The organism is Wolbachia endosymbiont (group B) of Melanostoma mellinum, assembly GCF_947251465.1.
GTDB lineage: Bacteria > Pseudomonadota > Alphaproteobacteria > Rickettsiales > Anaplasmataceae > Wolbachia.
This window is the reverse complement of the sequence record NZ_OX366366.1, coordinates 739,089-758,383: the sequence shown is the minus strand read 5'-3', so window position 1 is coordinate 758,383 and position 19,295 is coordinate 739,089. Positions and strand designations below refer to the sequence as shown.

Genomic DNA, 19,295 nt, shown 5'->3' with positions numbered 1-19,295 from the left:
AAAACCATTTATTGAGACAAATTATACTTTTCAGATAAGTAACTAGTGTAGCACTCAATATCTAAATCCCTACCTGTTACCTTTTTTAGCTGTTCCAAAAAGCCATAATTTGCACTATATACATTTTTAGAGAACCAATCGATAAGTAAACTGAAATCTCCTTTTACTATAGAATCTAAAAATTCGTAATGATTTTTCTTAATGAAAGAAAAAAACTGCACAGCAGCGATTAACGCTATGACTTTAATAGGAAAGTAGCCTATAACACCACTTATCCAATACTCATCTTGAAAATAAGTGTCTAGCTCATTTTTAGCTTTTACTGAAATCTTGTAATGCTTCATACCTTCCAACCATTTATCGTGTAGATCTTTAACTTCTAACGTACCATTTATTAGATCTTGTTCTAATTTAGTTCTTAGCATAATGTGAGCCAATAAACTAAATTCATCCGCATTCTTCAAAAAAGATGAAAGATTTACTTTATTGAAAATCAAATACAAATTTTCAACACTACTATTAATTTTGCCTTTTGTAGAAAGTTTCTCCTTTATGTGTGGTTGAATGAACTCAATAAATTCTCTAGATGTTCCAATGATCCTTTCCATGAATAACCCTTGAGTTTCATACATAATATGTTTCGTAATTGAGCTCTTTATAGAATTTTGCGCTAAACATTTTTGATGAATTGCATAACCAGTATGCCGTAAAAGTAAAAATAAACCATAACAAAGGTCAGATTCATCATAATCGATAGGATCGTAATAAGAAATGGAAATCTCATTTGGTGTAACACTCATTTGCTGTAAGAATAAGGAACCAAGTTCAATCTGTCTCTGAACCGTAACTTTTTGTATATTAGTAACCTTATCCTTCTTCTGCTTTTGAGTTACTTTCTCTACATTTTCACTAAAAAATTTACCTAGCTTAGGAAATATTTCCTTTATGTTCTTTTCTGTGATATTAGAGTCATAGTCAGCAAGCAATGACTCATAGTTTGAGCGCTTTAATTGCTGCGATTTTATAGAAGCTGCTTCACGAGTAAGCTTAATTAGGTTAGTAAAGCATTCTTTCAGCTTTTCTAAGTTACTAATTTCAGAATTAGTTAGCCTCCATAAGTTTTGGCATTCAATCTTAGCTTTGGACAAAGATTTTACTAAATCAACAGGAATAGCACTGCTGCTTTTGTGTATCCCCTCTATTAACTTTAGCTGCTGAATATTAGCACTCTTTTTATTCCTAAGAGCATTCGCTAATGATTCCTTTATTGCATCATGAGAGATAATTTCATGTCTGATTTCCTCTAGAAGACACATTTGTTCAACTTTGTCCTCTACATTCAATTGGCTTTTGCTTAGTAGTTTTAGTGTGTTTTCGATATTCCTTACCTTATGTAATACTTCCTCTAAAAACTTATAAGATCTCATTTTTATTCATTGCTTTGAAACATCTGCTTAATATCGTAATAGATTAATAATAAAGTTAAAAGTATATTTGCTTAAAGTACAATAAAAAATTGTATTTTTATTCTTTTATTGTACTTCATTGCTAAGAATTGAGCATCTTATCAGAAAATTAATTATAAGATTGTAAAGAAAACATTTAGTATTTTATTTCCCTTGACTCTATTCTAGTATAGAGGGATTATTAGTACTAAAATTAAAATTACGCACTATATTTTAAATTTATGGAGGTTTAGTGATGTGGAGTAGACTGATTATAATGTGTTGTTTTTGTTTACTGCTTACTGGTGTAAGTTCTTGCCCTAAAAAAGGAGTAAATACGACAAATAAAATGAATGCTGTTGTTAAGCAGATAGGTGATAAAAGAGTTTTCTTTGGTTATGATGAATCTAGTATCAGTGAAGTGAGTGCAGATGCATTACTTGACGTGATGGAAGTGTTACAAAATAATCCTGACGCAAAGGTCACTTTAACTGGTCATACTGACAATCGTGGTTCTCACGAGTATAATCTTGCACTAGGAGCTAGAAGAGCAGATGCAGCTAAAAAATTTATGGTCAGCTGTACACCTTATCTAGAAAATAGAATAAAAACTGCTTCTAAAGGTGAAACTGAGCCTTTGGTTAATGTAAAAGATGATTCTAGAAATTCCAAATATGAAAAAGAGCATGCTAAAAATCGTAGAGTGGAATTTTCATTTTCTGGAATAAAGAAGTAGTTTCTTGCATTAAAACCTGGATCCCAGTGTCAAGCACTGGGATGACAAAAGAGAGCAATTCCGCTGCTTGTTAGCGGGATCTATATATACCACAAATAGGTCGCTGTATGACGTAGAGACTATCTGGCCATCAAGAAACATAATGAAATTAGAGTTATTATTTCAAAATATAGCTAATAGCTTTGCTTTCCATAACCAAATCGCAGTTGCAGTATCAGGTGGTGTAGATAGTATAGTCTTACTGCATTTAATGACTAACTGGGCAAAAAAAAACAAGCTTTCACTTCCTATAGCATTAACAGTAAATCATGGGTTACGTTCAGAGTCTCAAAAAGAAGCTGATTTTGTTATAAGTTATGCAAAAGAACTTGGAGCAAAGGAATCGTTCATATTAAATTGGGAGAAGCAAAATATTAAAGGTAATATTCAGTTACAGGCACGAAAAGCACGATATAAGTTACTAGCAGAGTGGTGTAAAAACAATAATGTTAAATGTTTGCTCGTTGCTCATCACAAAGATGATCAAGCAGAAACGTTCTTATTAAGATTGGAGCGAGGTAGTGGAGTAGATGGATTATCATCAATGGATTACAAATCTTTCTTAAATGGTATTTATATATTTAGGCCGTTGTTAAATTTTAGTCGTAGTGAAATAGAAAAGTACGCTAATCTTCACCGGTTAAAATGGATCGAAGATAGAAGCAATTATGACTTAAAATACAGACGAACTTTATACCGTAACTTACTTAAAGCAAGTGACAATCAAGAGATTTTAACAGAGCGAATATGCCTCACAGCCCTTCATATGAAAAGAGCTGCAAAAGCGTTGATGCACTACACACGCCTTGCACTTAATGACTGCGTTAATATTCATGATCTTGGTTATATTGAAATTAAACTAGATGAACTTTATAAACTGCCAGAGGAAATAGCTTTAAGGCTTCTTCTTTATTCTATAATGGCAATTGTCAACAAGCACTATAAACCAAGGTGCCGTAGCCTTATCGCAATATTTAATAGAATATTGCAACAAAATAGTGATGTTAATTGCACACTCTATGGATGCAAAATAAGAAAATATGGAGAAAGTATTTTGATAATGAGAGAATCGTCAAATATACAGGAAATTACTGTACACTTACCATTAAATGGTTCTATTGAATGGGATAACAGGTTTAGCTGCACAATATTTGGAGATCAGGAGTGTTCAGTAACTATTGCTCCGCTAAAAAAAACACAAAAAATCCCTGAATTTCTAAAAAATTATGATTATTGCTCTGAAGTTTACTATTCTTTGCCTACAGTACAAAAAGATGGAAAGATGCTTGCTTATCCATGTATAAAACATGATAGCAAGCATATTGGTGATGATGAGATTAAATATTTTATCACTAGCATAATAAAGGAAAATTTGCTAAAGTTAATTGATGTTTAATTAAGGATTACAATGAGTGGGGCAAGGTTTTTTAAATTTGTTTTATTATGTCTAACAATCGCTGCTTTTATTTATCTTATGTATGTTCTTTTTTTTTAATTAAAGCTGCTGCAGCCACTATATCCTTCATGCCTATTATTATAACATCTGCTGTAGTGACATGTTCAGTAATATGCACTGCAGCTGTATTAGGTTTTGTTATCTATTTAATGACACCATCTAAAGTAATAGAAGTTGAGCAAAGTAAGCAAGAAGTAACGTTTAACGATGTTATAGTATCAGATGAAGTAAAAGAAGAGTTACGAATGATTTGTGATATTATATCACAAGAGACAAAAATAATGTTTGAAAAAGTTGGCTTTAAGCCACCACAAGGTTACCTTTTACACGGTCCACCAGGAAATGGTAAAACACTTCTTGCTCGCACTGTTGCAGGTGAAGCTAAGCTTCCGTTTTTTTCCACTTCCGGAGCTATTATTGCTGGTCAATTTGTTAATCAAGGTGCACACAATATACAAGAACTTTTTCAAACAGCAAGAAAAAAGGCTCCTTGTGTAATTTTTATAGATGAGATAGATTCTATCGGTTCAGAACGTATTGACTCTAGGAGCCAATCTAATAGAGCTATAAACGAGGACCATAACAAAACTTTAAACCAATTATTGATTGAAATGGATGGTTTTAATGTTAGCAAGGGTATAATAGTAATTGCTGCAACTAATCGTCGTGAAGTTTTAGATGAAGCGCTTCTTAGGCCTGGCCGTTTTTCTAAGCATATCTATATTCGCCTACCAGAATTGGGCTCACGAGAAAAGATATTAGATCTTTATATGAAGAATGTGCCAGTTGGATCAGATCTAAACCTTAAAGAAATTGCAGAAAAAACTGAAGGCTATTCAGGTGCTGAGTTATCTAATTTAGTAAATGAGGCCAAGCATAATACTATAAGGCGTACTCAAGAGCAAAAAATGGAAGAACCTGTTGTTAGCATGGGTGATTTTACAAAAGCACTTGAAGAGTTTAATAGTACACATAAAAAATTCAAGAATAGAAAAGCGAGCAATACAGGTAATAATGTAATAAGTGCATTACTACAACCTGCTGTAGAAAATTATATGCAGCAGCATCTTACCAGTACATAACACATATACTTATTGCAGTGAAAAACAATTTTTTAAATTTGTAATTATTTTTCTAAAGTTTACTACTCTTTTCCAACAGTGAAAAAAATGGAAAGGTGGTTGCTTATCCTGATGTAAATTACAACGGAGAAATACGGTGATGATAAGATTCGATGCATTATTAATAGCACGATAAAACAAAATTTGGTAAGCTTGATTAGTATTTAATTAGAAATGTAAATGAAAAAATTTTTAGAAGGCTTATTGATCTGGTTAGTGATTATTGTTCTTATTTCAGTTGCTTATATTCAATTTAGCGGAAGTATAGGTAAGAGTAAAACAACCATACCTTTTTCAGAATTTTTAACTAGACTAGAAGATAATGATATAGAAAATATTACAATAAGAAACCAAAGCATCGAAGGGAAGTTTAGGGATGGGTCAGCCTTTAACTCAAGTGGTGTTATATATAGTGACTTAATAAAAAGTTTGCATGATAGGAAAGTGAAGTTCTCCTTTTCAATTGGAGACTCTGCAATAGGTATAATTGGTGGATTACTTATTCAATGGGTTCCGACCCTTATCTTTATCGGTTTATTACTTTTCCTTTTTAAACAAACGCAAGCAGGAGGTAATAGAACTATAAGCTTTGGCAAATCAAAAGCTAGGCTTATGACTACTGGAAAAAAAGTGACATTTGATGATGTTGCTGGGATTGATGAAGCAAAAGAAGAGTTGGTTGAAATTGTTGATTTTCTTAAACAAAGGCAAAAATTTCAAGTGTTAGGTGGGAAGATACCAAAAGGATGCCTTTTAATTGGTTCCCCTGGAACTGGTAAAACTCTACTTGCTCGTGCAATTGCAGGTGAAGCTAATGTACCGTTTTTTAGTATTTCTGGATCTGATTTCGTTGAAATGTTTGTCGGTGTTGGTGCAAGCCGTGTCCGGGATATGTTTGATCAAGGTAAGAAAAATGCTCCTTGTATAATTTTCATAGACGAAATAGATGCAGTAGGTAGGCATCGCGGCATCGGTCTTGGTGGCGGTAACGACGAAAGGGAACAAACATTAAACCAGTTACTGGTTGAGATGGATGGTTTCGAGTCTAATGAAGGTGTGATAATAATTGCTGCAACTAACCGTCCAGACGTCCTAGATCCAGCACTACTTAGACCTGGTCGTTTTGACCGACAGATTACTATTTCTTTACCTGATATAAATGGGCGTGAGAGAATATTAAATACGCATATAAAGAAAATATCGATAGCACCAGATGTAAACGTAAAAACAGTTGCGAGGGGAACGCCAGGTTTTTCAGGGGCTGATCTAGCAAATTTAGTGAATGAGTCTGCGCTTATTGCTGCAAGAAGAAATAAGAAAATTGTTACCATGGATGATTTTGAGTATGCACGTGATAAAGTGATGATGGGCATGGAAAGAAGGTCCTTAGTCATTACAGAAGAAGAAAAAAAGCTTACTGCTTACCATGAAGCTGGTCATGCAGTAGTTTCAGTTAATATGCCTGCTTCTGATCCTATACACAAAGCAACAATTATTCCACGTGGTAGAGCACTCGGTTTAGTTATGAGACTACCAGAAACAGATAGAGTGTCCCTCACAAGAGAAAAGATGCTAGCAGATATAACTGTTGCAATGGGTGGACGTGTGGCAGAAGAGCTAATTTTTGGCTATGATAAAGTCACAAGCGGTGCATCTTCAGATATAAAACTAGCATCAGATTTATCACGTTCTATGGTGACAAAGTGGGGAATGAGCGACAAAATAGGTCCGATCTATCATAATCGCGAACAAATCACACATGATTCTGAGACAATTTCTGAAGATACGTTAAGACTTATAGATGAGGAAGTAAAGAAAGTCGTATTTTCTTGCTATGAAAAAGCAAAAGACATTTTAACCAAGCGTAGGAAAGACTTGGAGCTCATTGCTGAAAATCTACTGGAGTTTGAAACTTTAACAGGAGATGAAATAAGAGACATATTAAGTGGAAAAAAAATTGTTAGAAGTGAAAATGAAGGTAAAGAAGAGATAAGAAGATCCTCTCTCTAATAAGATCTGGCTTTATTTAACCGCTAAAACAAAAATTTTTAATTAATTAGCTTAAGTTATAAGATCATAGTTAAGCCGATGTATTTTATAAATGGACTTTTTTGAACATTCTTCCAATTTTTTTCTAAATAACTCTTTGCCTATTTAAATAAGTATGTTCAGTATTAGAGCTTTCCAGACCGCTACTAGGAGAAAGATTAGGTTCTTGACCTTTAAACATCTCTATTAGCTTTAATACAGGAGCAGTTCCTGCTACAATAGCTCCTATAACAGCAGTAGCACCCATGATGAGAAGAATCGGTTCTGCAGTGGTGATTACACAAAGCTCAATACATAAACCAGCAATGACCATACCAACCATTATACCAATGAAAGCACCTACAATTATGGATGAAACTACACCAATTAATTCTCCTATTTTTGAACTAAGTGGTACTTCTCTTTCACGTCTAATACGCCTAATATAGCGTGACCTCATTTGTCCTCTCATTATTACATTTTCATCCCTGTTTCCAAAGAGATTCAATGACGCTTCTCTTTCTCTAATAAAATTTGGCCGCATTTGTTGTTCTCTTGCCCTTCTTCGCTCTCTCATTATTATGTTTTCCTCAAAGAGGTTTAGTGGTACTTCTCTCTCACCTCTAATTCTAACATGATTTAGCTGTGCTTGTTCTACTAATAACCTTATTGTACTTTTTATTTCATTTAGCGGTGCTCTTCCTCCAATATCCTTAATTGCCTTCTCAAATTTTAATAGCGACTTGTTATTTAGTCTGACATTATTCTGAGAATCACAAACAATAACCCAATCTAAAATTGGCTTTTTTTGACCACCATACTCTATATAATCATTAATGTGTTCCTTTAGTTTTTTAATTATCTCTACTGCTCTTGTTTCCATAGCTTCTATGGCGCTATCTTCACTTTCTATGAGTATATTGAAAACAATTCCTAATAACTCCTGTTGTAAATCCTTTCGTTCTTTAATATTCATAATTAGCCTCAACTTTTATATGCTATTTTGCCAAAATAATTTTACCAAATAAGTAATATATATACAATAATTCTCGTTTAAAAATTTTTTTACATTGGCTTATCTCAGTTATGTTTTAGGATGTAAAAGCTTCTTACTTTAATAATTTATTAAAGTAAACCATATATGGATTGCTATTTAGGAGCAGCTGTTGTACTTTAATCAGAAGGTACAGTAATGTAAGAAGGAGGTACTTTATGTCTTTAAAAAATGAAATTTCTGAATTGATAGAGCAACAGCTTGGCATTAAATATCATGACAATTGCTTAGCTTACACTATCCATAATTCGGCTGCAGGTGAAATATCCGATTCTATTGCTCTTTGCATAGTTGGCTGTGGCGATTGTGAGATTAAGTATCAAGGTATTGCTAATTCATTTAACATAACGAAAGAAGAAATTAACCAAAGTAATATAGAAAGCATAAAAAATAAGATAGAAAGTGAAGCTAGAAAAGAAGGTAGTGAATTTTCCGAGTTGATTTCTAAGATGGATCAATCGCTGAAAGAACAAAGTGAAAAGTCTATTATACAGATTTTAAATTCATCTGCTGAAGAGATGTTAAGGAGTTTTTGTGGTAGTTCTATACAGAGAACAGAGGATAAAGAAGTTAGTCTGTCCTCTGCTTCACATGAAGAGCCTGCTACAGAAGATTCGGAAACTACTATTAATTCTGATCTTTTATCAATTTAACCAGCTCCTCATATAAATTTTTTCTGTACCCAAGCTATATGTTTGTGAGAGGATAGTAAGCACTACATTTTTCTATTTCCATTATAACAGATTCGTCTATTTTCATGATGATCTTACTATTTGTACTCTGTCTAGGACTAAGCAATAGAAATAGTAGGATAACAGTAGTCAACCAAGATTCCAGCATCACGTACTAGGATGATATAAGTATCATGATTTACGATTAGATTGACATAGGGTAAAGAGTAAATTAAAAATTAAATAGATCTTTTAATGCAGAATAAATGCCTATAGAAATATTGATGCCCGCTCTTTCCCCAACAATGAGTAAAACTGGAGGGAAAATTGTAAAGTGGTGTAAAAAAGAACAAGATAAAGTTGAAATAGGTGATGTAATCGCTGAAATTGAGACTGATAAAGCCATAATGGAGTTTGAATCTGTCGATGAAGGAGTTTTAGCAAAAATTTTAGTGTCGGAAGGAACAAGTGGTGTGCCTGTAAATCAACTGATAGCTCTAATGTTAGAGGAAGGGGAAGATAAAAGCGCACTTGATTTAGCTTCTGCCATCAATACCAAGGTTGAGAAGGAGGTTGAAGCCGATTTTTCAGTATCATCCAACCCTTCGATTTCATCTAGCTCTTCAATGTCATCCCAGTGCGTGACACTGGGATCTAAAAAAGAGGATAGAGCAACAGAAAATAGAATAAAAGTAAGCCCCTTAGCTAAAAAAATAGCTCAAAATGAAGGTGTTGATATAAAGCGATTAAAAGGTACAGGTCCATATGGTCGTATCATCAAAGCTGATGTATTAGAATTTTTAGATCAAACTAAAAGCTATGAGAGATTTGAGGAAAATACAACAGTTGAAGTAAGTAATATGCGCCAAGTGATAGCGCAGCGCCTAGTTGAATCTAAGCAAAATATTCCACACTTTTATTTAACTGTAGACTGCCACGTTGATAAGCTAATATCGCTCAAAAATGAGGTTAATTCAGCAAATGAGAACAATAAAGTAACAATTAATGACTTAATTATAAAAGCTGTGGCTTTCAGCATGAAAAAATTTCCTAACATAAACTCATCGTGGATAGATACTAAGATAGTAAAATATTCAAATATAGATATCTCAATTGCTGTAGCGCTTGAGGATGGACTTATTACTCCTATAGTAAAAAATGCTGATGAAAAAAGTGTTTTATCTATATCAAAAGAAGTGAAAGATTTAGTAAATAGAGCACGATCTGGAAAATTAAGGCCTGAAGAATTTCAAGGAGGAGGGTTTACCATTTCTAATTTAGGCATGTTTGGTATAAAAACTTTCAGTGCTATAATCAATCCACCACAGTCTTGCATTATGGCTGTCGGCGCATCTAAAAAACAACCAGTTGTCATAAGTGAAAAAATAGAGATAGCAGATGTAATGACAGTTACTCTCTCTGTTGACCACAGAGCAGTTGATGGAGCACTCGGAGCAAAATTTTTAAATGCCTTTAAGTACTATATAGAAAACCCTACGGTGATGCTTCTTGAGCCTTTATTATTATAATAAAATTAATACCTCTTAGTTTATACTTTTGTTAGTTAATAGGTTTAGAGGTAAAATATGACTGATAAAAAGATAGAAAAACGTAGTATATCTTTTGATGCTACAAAATCAAAATTTTCAAACGATAGGTTTCAAATAGATTCCTCATCTAATGAGTCAATAGATACCATTGGTAAAAAATTTAAGTATGAAGTGAAACTTCCAGGTGTTATTCACACTACAACAAGAAAAAATAATGTTGGAAGCGGATTAAATGAGTTAGATCTAAGAAAGAAAAATGAAAACTCTTTCAAGACACCAATAAAGAATATTGAAGAATCAGATAGTAAGAGAAACCAAAGTCATTTGCTGTTTCAGGAGGACTCATTTCCAGAACTACCAGCATGTGCATATAAGCCAGCACTGCTGCCAAAACCATCAAAAGAAAAAATAAAGGAAGCTGTAGATAAAATGCGCAATAATAGAAAAGCTCATAATTCTGCAAGTGTTGAAAATGGTGTTAGTTTAGACAGGTTCAAAGTGCGCCCGTTCTTATGTAGTGATATAGATGGATATGTAGCTCCTGACAAACGTGACCGTAATCTAGAAAGGTGTAGGGTTACACATGATAGCAGTAAGCTTGAAGCACAAATGGAAAGAAAGCATGGGTTTCAATCAGATCCAAGTGTTAAGCATGTAAAGGCTGATACTGTAGTATGTTCTATTACTAAAGGTCATGACAAAAAAGGCGTTAAATCTGATGTCTCATATACACAAGAGCCTATATCAGAAATGTCTAAGGTCAATGTGAGAGAATTAGCAAATAGGTTCCGCGGCTAATCATTATTGGATTTTTCTAATAACAATTTCTTAAGATTTTATAAACTGTGCATATAGTACTCTATAAGAGAAAGAGAAGTGTGACAGCTTCTCTCTTTCTTAACCACTTGCTGAAGAACGTTTATCTTCTGTGGCATCTGGTGATGGAGCAACTAATCTGCTCAAAATCTCATCTTTTGGTCCCATATCGTATCCGTTCAGAGGTGTGGTTTAAGAAACAACAGCTAGCAGGTTTTGAAAAGGGTTTAATTCCTTTTGTTTCCAAGTCAGATACAACGAAATTATCCGCTCAAGAAATCTATTCCCTCGCTCTGACTGTGCAAAATATGAATTCTTACGATAGACAACATAATGCCGTATCTGTCGCTCAACATGGTTATTCGTTAATGGAATATTCTCTGGGTCATCCAAAAATGTCCACATCATTGACTCGGATTTTATAATACCCTTTACCGTTCGTGAAGCTCCTTTTGCTTCAAGTATATAAGATATTTTTATCATGCAGTACTGTATGTATCTTCGTAATTCTTTAGCTTGCTTAGTGAACTTTGAAATACTAATTTCATTTTCTGACAAAGCGTTTTTTAATACAAACAATCCATTAGCTGCGTCTTTTAAACAATGGCCAAGTCTCATTACTTCACTATTCCAACTATGAGATAACCTCTCGAAATTTCTCAATAAGTGAGCCCAACAAATTTGTCGTTTTTCATCACTGAAGTGGTTGTAAACTGCATATCTGTCAGTAATTACCAGGTTTTTGTAATCACAAAATGCACTATTCTTTAAAAATTTCATTCCTCTTGTATCTGCTAACTTCATAAGACTTGCTTTATTGTTGGCAAACATCCAGCACCATCCCAATTTGCCTTTGTTGTAGTGACTGGTTTCATCAATATGCAAAATTTCGCTTGCTTTTATTTCTTCCTCTATTTGTTCATAGGCTTCTTTACATTTTGACGAAACCCTTGCTTCACTATTGGACACACTACCAACACTTATACTCATGTTAAAGATGTCTTTCATAATATTCGCTATTTCTCGCTTTGAATTCTTATAAAACCCACTTAGTGATGCAACTACTGACTTAACTCTAGGACCAAAGGTATCCGGTGTAACTCCTTCTGGTAATTTGCTACTCCTTCTTTTTCCGCATTTACGACAGCGACCATGTTCTAATTGATACTCAACTACGTAAGGCTTAATTTCTGGTAAATCAACTTTTTGATAGACATATGGTTTTTCCGATATTGCGATTTCTTCACCACACTCGCATCTATTTGGTAACTCTACCTTCACCACCTCATCTGCTTCCATTTTAGCTCGGCAATTCCCCTTATGTCCAACTTGACCACCTATCTTCCTGCCGCCCTCTGACTTATCTTCTGGTGTGTCTTTTTTTATTTTGTACAGCTCTTTTGAACTTGGTAAAGATGAATTCCTTGAGTTTAAGCCGAGTCTCTCTCTTAGTTCAGCATTCTCTATTTCTAAGATTTTATTTTTTTCTTCAAGCTTTGCTACTTTCTGCTCTAAGTTTTTACATAACTCTACAATACTGATCAACAATTGAAGCATCTAGCCTTACTTTACTATCAACATTTTGTGTTATTACTACTTTAATATATTATGTCAATTGTTTTTTATCCTTGCCACACCTCTGAACGGATACCCCATATCATAAATAACACCATCTGACATGATAATCACTTTATCAACTACGGATAGTAACGGTAGCTTATGAGTGATGATAACAGTGGTAGTATTTTGCTCTCTTGCAACATTGATTGCATTAATCAAGCGCGCCTCTCCATTACTGTCTAAGTTAGCATTCGGTTCATCAAGAACTAAAAGCTTAGTATTACCATAGAAAGCCCTTGCAAGTCCAAGAAGCTGTTTTTGGCCACCAGAGAGTATTACTCCTCCAGGTCCTCCTATTGTTGTATCATACCCATTTGGTAAGCTCAGTATTAATTCATGTATTCCTGCAGTTTTTGCTGCTTTGATTATTTCTTCAGGATTTGGGTCTGGTCTCATTCGAGCAATATTAGCTTTAACACTAGTGTTGAACAACTCAATATCTTGAGGTAAGTAGCCAACATAATTACCAAAATTTTCTCGATTCCAAGTGTATACATCAGCACCATCTAGTCTGACTACACCAGATATGGGTTTCCATACACCAACAATTAGCTTGGCAATGGTGGACTTACCAGAAGCGCTTGCGCCAATAACACCAACTACATCCCCTGGTTCTATTAAAAATGATATTCCTTTTACTGTTGGCTTATTACTCCCATAAGGAGTAAAGAATACTCTATCAAATTCCAACTTCCCTTCAGGCTCTGGTAGAGCCATAGTTTGCTCTCTTTTTGGTGATGTTAGGATAAGTCTTTGCAGCCTGCCATATGACATTTTGGCTTGATTTAAAAATTTCCAAGTATGAACTGCTGCATCAAATGGAGCCAATACTCTACCCATCAAAATTGAGGCAGCAATGATACTACCAGCAGTTTTGTGAGCTGTGATTGCGAGTAATGCACCTGTTCCAATTACTGAAATTTGGAGAGTCGAGCGTAAAAACTTAGTAATCCCAGTAATCACATTAGAACGATTCTGCGCTGTAACTTGCATTGCACGATTTTGATCATTCCGTTTACACCAATCAGAAACTATAAATTCTGACATACCCATAGCTTCAACCACCTCTGCATTTCGTGTTGCAACATCTATAGCATTAATATTACGTATAGTTTCTTCATTGGTTTCTCTCAATATACGCTTAGTAGCAAGTTCATTCCATACTGCCATTGAAACTAATATAATAATTCCGGCAATAGCTATAAACCCTGTAGAGGTATGTATCATAAAGATGAAAACAAGGTAAATTAACGACCATGGAGTATCAAATAGTGAAAATATACCATTTCCTGTAATGAAATTTTTTATTACCCCAAGATCTCGTATTGCTTCACCGCTGGAAGTTGAGCTCTGCACTGATGTTAGCCTAATTGACCTTACTATTAGGTCTGGTGTTGCAGTTTTATCAATCCAGTCGCCAATTTTTGCCATGGCTAAATATCGACAAGTTTCAAGCATTGCAGAACATGCAAACGCAGATAAAGTAATAATCGTCAGCATAACTAATGTTGATACACTCTCGCTCGATATCACTCGATCAAGTACCTGAGAAGTATAGAGTGGCAAAAATAACATCAACGCATTAATCCCTGAACTAAACCAGAAAATGAACCAAAACGCACTCTTGCATTTCTCTAGACAAGTGTATAGTATACTTTGCTTTAATTCTTTTTTTATTGATGGAGTAATTTCCACAATCTTCCTTTTAACTTAACTATATGCACCATATATAACTTTTATTTCAAAAGTATTAACAGCTATTGCCTTACCCTATCGTTAATATAATAAAATGTTAACATATGCGAATAGGAAAACATAAACTTTTTTATAGCAAGACTATCTAATTCCTTCTCTACTATAATCTTATACGATAGCCTTGCCAATTGTTCTATGTTTTCCTTATCTACTACTCAATGACAGTTTACTATAATGCTTACTATCACTCCTCTGAAAGTTGATGCTATCAGAGTCAGTGATTACAATCTGCATCTATTTTCCTCTTTCTATATGATCAGGAAGTATTACATATTCCAATGATCTAGCTGTAATTGCTCTTTTTCTCACACAAGATGGACTTGAATATAACCTTGGTCTATATCTTTCGAATTTAAAACAGTCAACAGTAATCCCCTCCTCAAAGTTAGAAAGTATTAGAGATGGAGATTTACTAACTTCCTTATCACTCACAGAATTATTTGCACTACCATAACTCACATGACTCGCTGCACTATGATTGTTACCACACTCTTCTCTTGAGGTTGAACCGCTTGGATTAAAAGGAGTCGAAAATGTTGAATACCCATTGGTATCACCAAATCGTTTTATCAACCCACAGTTTTCTTCATTCATTTTTGTAATATTCTCTTGATTAGCACCTTCTGATAAGCTTGATGAAGCAATAAGATCTTCTTTTTTCTTACTAAAGATATTGCCTATTTTTAGCTTGGTTGCAACATTCTTGAATTTGTTTTTCGGAGCTTTTGGTTTAATTTCTGGATGCTCATTTATAGTAATTACACATGATGGATTATCTAACTTGTCCATTGTATTTTGTACTCTACTGTTGCGTCTTGAAAACAGACTAAGTTTTGCTGTTAAATCATTCAAAACAGGTGAACTTTTTCTACCTTCTAAAGACTTATTCGAACATGGTACTGCACTACCACCCCTACTCATTTTCTGAGGAGAAATATTGAGTTTGTCTTTACTCTCTAATCTAGTTTCATGCGTAAACTTGTAAAGTTCATTTTCCAATCGTGAAATATCTTCTGCATTCTTTATTAATAGTTCCAATATTGAGTTGTATTCCTCCAAATCATGATCCCCTACTTTTGTCTTAGCTAACTTTCCTGTAGCCTCTTCAATTCTGTTCATTTTTTCAGTATAGTTTTCTATCTTACGTTTAACAGGTTCTTTTTGAAGGCCAATCACTAAGTTGTATAAGATAAGTAAAAATGATATCGAAGAAAATGCAATGGAAATCCAGGTAAGAATTTCTTCCTTTTCAGGTTCTGCATTATTATACTTAACGCAAACAGAAATAATCACACTTGATATTGACATGGCCAGATTATAGTATTCTAGAAGCTTTTTGCTTCTTTCTTGATCTTCCATATTAAGTCTATCATATTTCCTTTTTTTGTTTTCCCTTATTTCATAAAAGAAATCTAAAAATAACCTCAAGATATTTGTGTCGCCATGTTTAAAAGCATAATCTAAAGCTGTTTTTTTTGCATTATCCTTTATATCAAAATTTATCTTCTTATTTACAGTTTTCTCTCCGGTGCTGATTGTTAGGTAGAATAAGGCTTTAATAGCTTTTTCCCTTAAGCGCTCATTTTGTTTACGCTTTTCTAAAACCAACTTTTTCAAAAATTGACCTTGCTTAAAATCCTCATTTATAGTTTTTTCAAAATCATTATCACTCATTACAAGATAGTGTAATGCTGTTCTTCCAGATTTAGATACAACATTTAACATTTTCTTATTATAGGGGTAATGATTATCTGTCATAAAATATTCTATTAACTCAGCATTAAGGCTCATGGCAGCTAAATGTAGAGGTATAAGCCCTTGACTGTTTGTGTTAAAAAGTGGTACTGTGTTCCTAATAATTGACTTAGCAATACTTTCAATAACATACTGAGAGAATCCTATGTCGTCGGCAAGAGCAGCCATGTGTAACGGTGTATTGTCATTTTCATCATATAACACTTTGATGTTAGCAGCCACCTTTTTACCTACAAGTTCTTTTGACACAAATTCAAGACATTCCTTATTGCCGCTCAAAATAGCTGCAAATAACAACTTTTTTTGTGTATTTTGTTCTAAAAAAATACCCTTTGGGCTTTTTTTTACCAAATACTTAACGCATTCTACTCTTCCACTGAGGATAGATAAGTGTAGTAAAGTTTGTCCATCCTTATTTTTCTTACTTAATATTTCTCCCACTCTCTCTTTTTTAAAAAGGTGCTCAAGGCATGATTTATTACCAACACGTGCTGCCATATGAAAGACGGTGTCACCGTTGCTATTCTCACGCAAAACCTCTTGATAAACGTCAAATTTCTTCTCTTCCAACTTTTTTTCTATCATGCTTAAAAACGATAAATCAAGTTGGGCAGCAAAATGTAAAGGGGTGTTTCCTTCATTATTACTCTTATTTATTTGCATGCTTCTGTCTATTAATAGACTCACACATTTTTTTCTTAGTTCTGTTTCTGTATTACTCGATAGAGCTAAGTGTAGGGCCATATTTCCTTTGCGTGTTTCTGTACTTAAATCGTAATCAGGAAATTTATTGAGTAAAAATGTTAGACAATCATACTTCCCGTACATTGCAGCTAAATGTACAAGATCTCTTCCATACTCACCTTTGGATTGAAGTATGCTATTTCCTATATTTTCATAAAATAGCTCTATACAATATGTATTACCATGTATAATAGCAATATGTAAGGGGGTGTTACCTTGTTTATTCTGAACAATTTTTGCACCTGATTTAATAAACAATTCTATTAGCTGTTTATTTCCATGTTTTGCAGCTATATGCAATGGGGTGTTACCATCTACATTTTCTTGATCAATTTTACTGTTTGGTCTACCTAAAAATTTTAGATGCTTTATAAGAAAATTTATGGCATTTTCTTGAGTTTCTGAGTTACCTGCAATCTTATGAAAAGGATTCTCATTATATTTATTTTTTAAAAATTGTACTTGATTATCAATGAAGAATTTTATGCACTCAGCATTTCCAGATTGCACAGCATAGTGTAATGCGTTATTTCCATATTTATCTGTTTTAATTTTCTCCTTATCAAAAATTCCTTTTGCTGTCAATATTTCTTTTAAATATTCTAGGAGGTTAGGACTTCCGCTTCTGGCAGCATAGTGTAACTCAGTTTTATTATTGGTAGTGCAACTAAAATCTGCTTCATTTTCTATGAGAATTTTCAAGCATTCTTTATTACCAGATTTAGCCGCATAGTGTAGTGGTGTTTTGCCATCTCTATCTTTATTCCTTAATGCTTCTTCAATGTCAAAATTAGAATTTTCTATCACAAAACGTAAAATATCTTCTTTACCCAACTCAGCTAAATAATGTAGAAGTGTTTTATCATTACTATCTGCAAAATTCTCCAGTTTTGTAATCAATTCTTTCTTCATACCAAGAATTAGAGATACAGCCATTTTAATATCACAATCCCTATTTTTCTTTTGTTGTCTTTCCCTAATTCTTTCAATAGCCACTGTTAATAGCGAAGAACCATCATTACTTATTATATTCCATCCATCTTGACAAAATTTTTCAGCTAATGAATCACTTATATTTTCTTCTAAAATCCTGCTTTTTATATAATCAAGATTATTAGTACATATATTATAGTTTTCTTCTTGAGTTACTTTGTTAATATAATCATATATGATTATTAGGTCTTGCTTATTGACTTTATCTTCTGAATTGCCTTGTAATGAAGAGAGGTCTATATTACTAATTGCTTTGGCCATACCAACGTTTACCGCAACAAATAAACCCTACCTGATTGTCTTTGCGCTTGTACTAGATTTAGCTTTGAAAACATTAGTAACTGTGTCAAATTTATTTTTGAACATACTGTACCTCATAAATAATAATGCCGGTAGTGAATAAGGCTTTAGTAGATACCACTGTAATTTTTAAGCCTACAAAAATTCACCAGCGGCCGCATTATATAGTAGATAATTTTTTGTGCTAGTAATATTTTTCTAATTCCCACTTTTGCCTTGGTGCAAAGTCAAGAGAATCTACATAGTTTCTCTGTAACCTTTCAATTCCTGTCCATCCAACCATCACTGCATTGTCTGTACATAAATTGCTTGGAGGAGAAAGCACGTTCAAATCTATGTATTTTTTCAATCTCTCCTTCAGAAAATTATTTGCTGCAACTCCACCGGTAATTACAAAATCATTGATTTTAATATTTAAAGATGCAGTGATATCAATAGCATTTCTGACTCTATCGAGTAATATGTCGCTAATACACTCTTGAAACGAAGCACACATATCGCAAACATCTTGCTTGCTCATTGCAAGCTCTTTAACTAAGTTTTTTACTGCTGTTTTAATTCCAGAAAATGAGAAGTCACATCCAGAACGTTTTATCATTGCTCTTGGCAGCTTAAATCTCATACCATCACCTTTTTTAGCTAACTCTTCAATCAATGGACCTCCAGGATAGCTTAGATCCAGCATCTTAGCAATTTTATCAAACGCTTCACCCAGCGAGTCATCAAGTGTTTTTCCAAGTTTAATATACTTACCTACATCCTGTGCAATTAAAAATTGACAATGGCCACCCGATATAAGTAGGACTAGAAATGGAAATTTAACCTCATATAGCAGCCTAATAACTAATGTGTGTGCCTCTAAGTGATTAACTGCAATAAACGGTTTTTGTGCTACATGCGAAATTGCTTTAGCCATCATTGTACCAACTATTAGTCCACCTATGAGTCCTGGTCCTGATGTTGCTGCAATTGCATCTAGATCACAAAAGTTAAGGTTAGATTTTTCTATAGCGCTTTTTACTAGACCACTTAAATGCTTCATATGAGCACGTGACGCTATTTCAGGTATTACCCCACCGCGTTTTTTGTGCTCTTCCTGAGAAAGAATTTCGTGAGCAAGGACTTGCTTATTACTATTTACAATTGCTGCTGCAGTTTCATCACAGCTTGTTTCAACAGCTAATATAGTTTTCATATATATTTGAACTCTTT

General features: G+C 33.8%; 12 protein-coding genes and 2 pseudogenes. 8 read left to right on the top strand and 6 right to left on the bottom strand.

All coding sequences use genetic code 11. The features are described 5' to 3' along the window. Positions 1 to 8 precede the first annotated feature (8 nt). A complete protein-coding gene (locus OPR42_RS03435; protein ID WP_010403317.1) occupies positions 9 to 1,427 on the bottom strand; it encodes a gluzincin family metallopeptidase in 1,419 nt (472 codons plus the stop codon). Between the two features lie 274 nt (positions 1,428 to 1,701). Between OPR42_RS03435 and OPR42_RS03430 the strand changes: the two genes are divergently transcribed. The 5 genes and pseudogenes from OPR42_RS03430 to ftsH all read left to right on the top strand — a co-directional run. Further along, positions 1,702 to 2,181 (top strand): OmpA family protein, encoded by a 480-nt coding sequence (locus OPR42_RS03430; protein WP_007302208.1) that lies wholly within the window; start codon positions 1,702 to 1,704, stop codon positions 2,179 to 2,181. A 142-nt stretch (positions 2,182 to 2,323) separates the two neighbouring features. Then, positions 2,324 to 3,616 carry a tRNA lysidine(34) synthetase TilS gene (tilS, locus tag OPR42_RS03425; RefSeq protein WP_265041825.1) on the top strand — a complete coding sequence of 431 codons (1,293 nt, stop codon included), beginning with the start codon at positions 2,324 to 2,326 and terminating at the stop codon, positions 3,614 to 3,616. 128 nt (positions 3,617 to 3,744) lie between these two features. Continuing rightward, on the top strand, positions 3,745 to 4,758 hold the full coding sequence (locus tag OPR42_RS03420; protein WP_265041823.1) for an ATP-binding protein: 1,014 nt from the start codon (positions 3,745 to 3,747) through the stop codon (positions 4,756 to 4,758). Between the two features lie 57 nt (positions 4,759 to 4,815). Next, positions 4,816 to 4,965: pseudogene (locus OPR42_RS03415) on the top strand (tRNA lysidine(34) synthetase TilS); the annotation flags it as partial. 12 nt (positions 4,966 to 4,977) lie between these two features. Beyond that, positions 4,978 to 6,780 (top strand): annotated as a pseudogene (ftsH, locus tag OPR42_RS03410) (ATP-dependent zinc metalloprotease FtsH); the annotation flags it as partial. A gap of 151 nt (positions 6,781 to 6,931) precedes the next feature. Here the strand turns inward: ftsH and OPR42_RS03405 are convergent. Continuing rightward, positions 6,932 to 7,801, bottom strand: a complete 870-nt coding sequence (locus OPR42_RS03405; RefSeq protein ID WP_265041820.1) for a hypothetical protein — start codon at positions 7,799 to 7,801, stop codon at positions 6,932 to 6,934. A 236-nt stretch (positions 7,802 to 8,037) separates the two neighbouring features. Here OPR42_RS03405 and OPR42_RS03400 point away from each other — a divergent pair, with 236 nt between their 5' ends. The 3 genes from OPR42_RS03400 to OPR42_RS03390 all read left to right on the top strand — a co-directional run bounded on the left by OPR42_RS03400 (position 8,038) and on the right by OPR42_RS03390 (position 10,898). Then, entirely contained in the window at positions 8,038 to 8,532 is a 495-nt protein-coding gene (locus tag OPR42_RS03400) for a WBM0748 family T4SS-associated protein (RefSeq protein ID WP_010403296.1), read from the top strand. A gap of 284 nt (positions 8,533 to 8,816) precedes the next feature. Continuing rightward, complete coding sequence (locus OPR42_RS03395) at positions 8,817 to 10,079, top strand: pyruvate dehydrogenase complex dihydrolipoamide acetyltransferase (RefSeq protein ID WP_265041818.1); 1,263 nt, start codon at positions 8,817 to 8,819, stop codon at positions 10,077 to 10,079. 57 nt (positions 10,080 to 10,136) lie between these two features. Then, positions 10,137 to 10,898: a hypothetical protein gene (locus OPR42_RS03390; RefSeq protein ID WP_265041817.1), complete on the top strand. Its 762-nt coding sequence runs from the start codon at positions 10,137 to 10,139 to the stop codon at positions 10,896 to 10,898. 210 nt (positions 10,899 to 11,108) lie between these two features. On the opposite strand, the gene tnpC is transcribed toward OPR42_RS03390, so the two are convergent. From tnpC to tsaD, 4 genes are all read right to left on the bottom strand, one after another. Then, the gene (gene tnpC / locus OPR42_RS03385) at positions 11,109 to 12,461 is read right to left on the bottom strand and encodes an IS66 family transposase (RefSeq protein ID WP_264330462.1); all 1,353 of its coding nucleotides are present in this window, start codon (positions 12,459 to 12,461) and stop codon (positions 11,109 to 11,111) included. Positions 12,462 to 12,527: 66 nt separating this feature from the next. Next, entirely contained in the window at positions 12,528 to 14,231 is a 1,704-nt protein-coding gene (locus tag OPR42_RS03380; protein WP_265041816.1) for a type I secretion system permease/ATPase, read from the bottom strand. Positions 14,232 to 14,525: 294 nt separating this feature from the next. Continuing rightward, positions 14,526 to 18,044: an ankyrin repeat domain-containing protein gene (locus tag OPR42_RS03375; RefSeq protein WP_265041815.1), complete on the bottom strand. Its 3,519-nt coding sequence runs from the start codon at positions 18,042 to 18,044 to the stop codon at positions 14,526 to 14,528. Positions 18,045 to 18,267: 223 nt separating this feature from the next. Further along, positions 18,268 to 19,278 (bottom strand): tRNA (adenosine(37)-N6)-threonylcarbamoyltransferase complex transferase subunit TsaD, encoded by a 1,011-nt coding sequence (gene tsaD, locus OPR42_RS03370; protein ID WP_064085270.1) that lies wholly within the window; start codon positions 19,276 to 19,278, stop codon positions 18,268 to 18,270. Between the last annotated feature and the right edge of the window lie 17 nt (positions 19,279 to 19,295).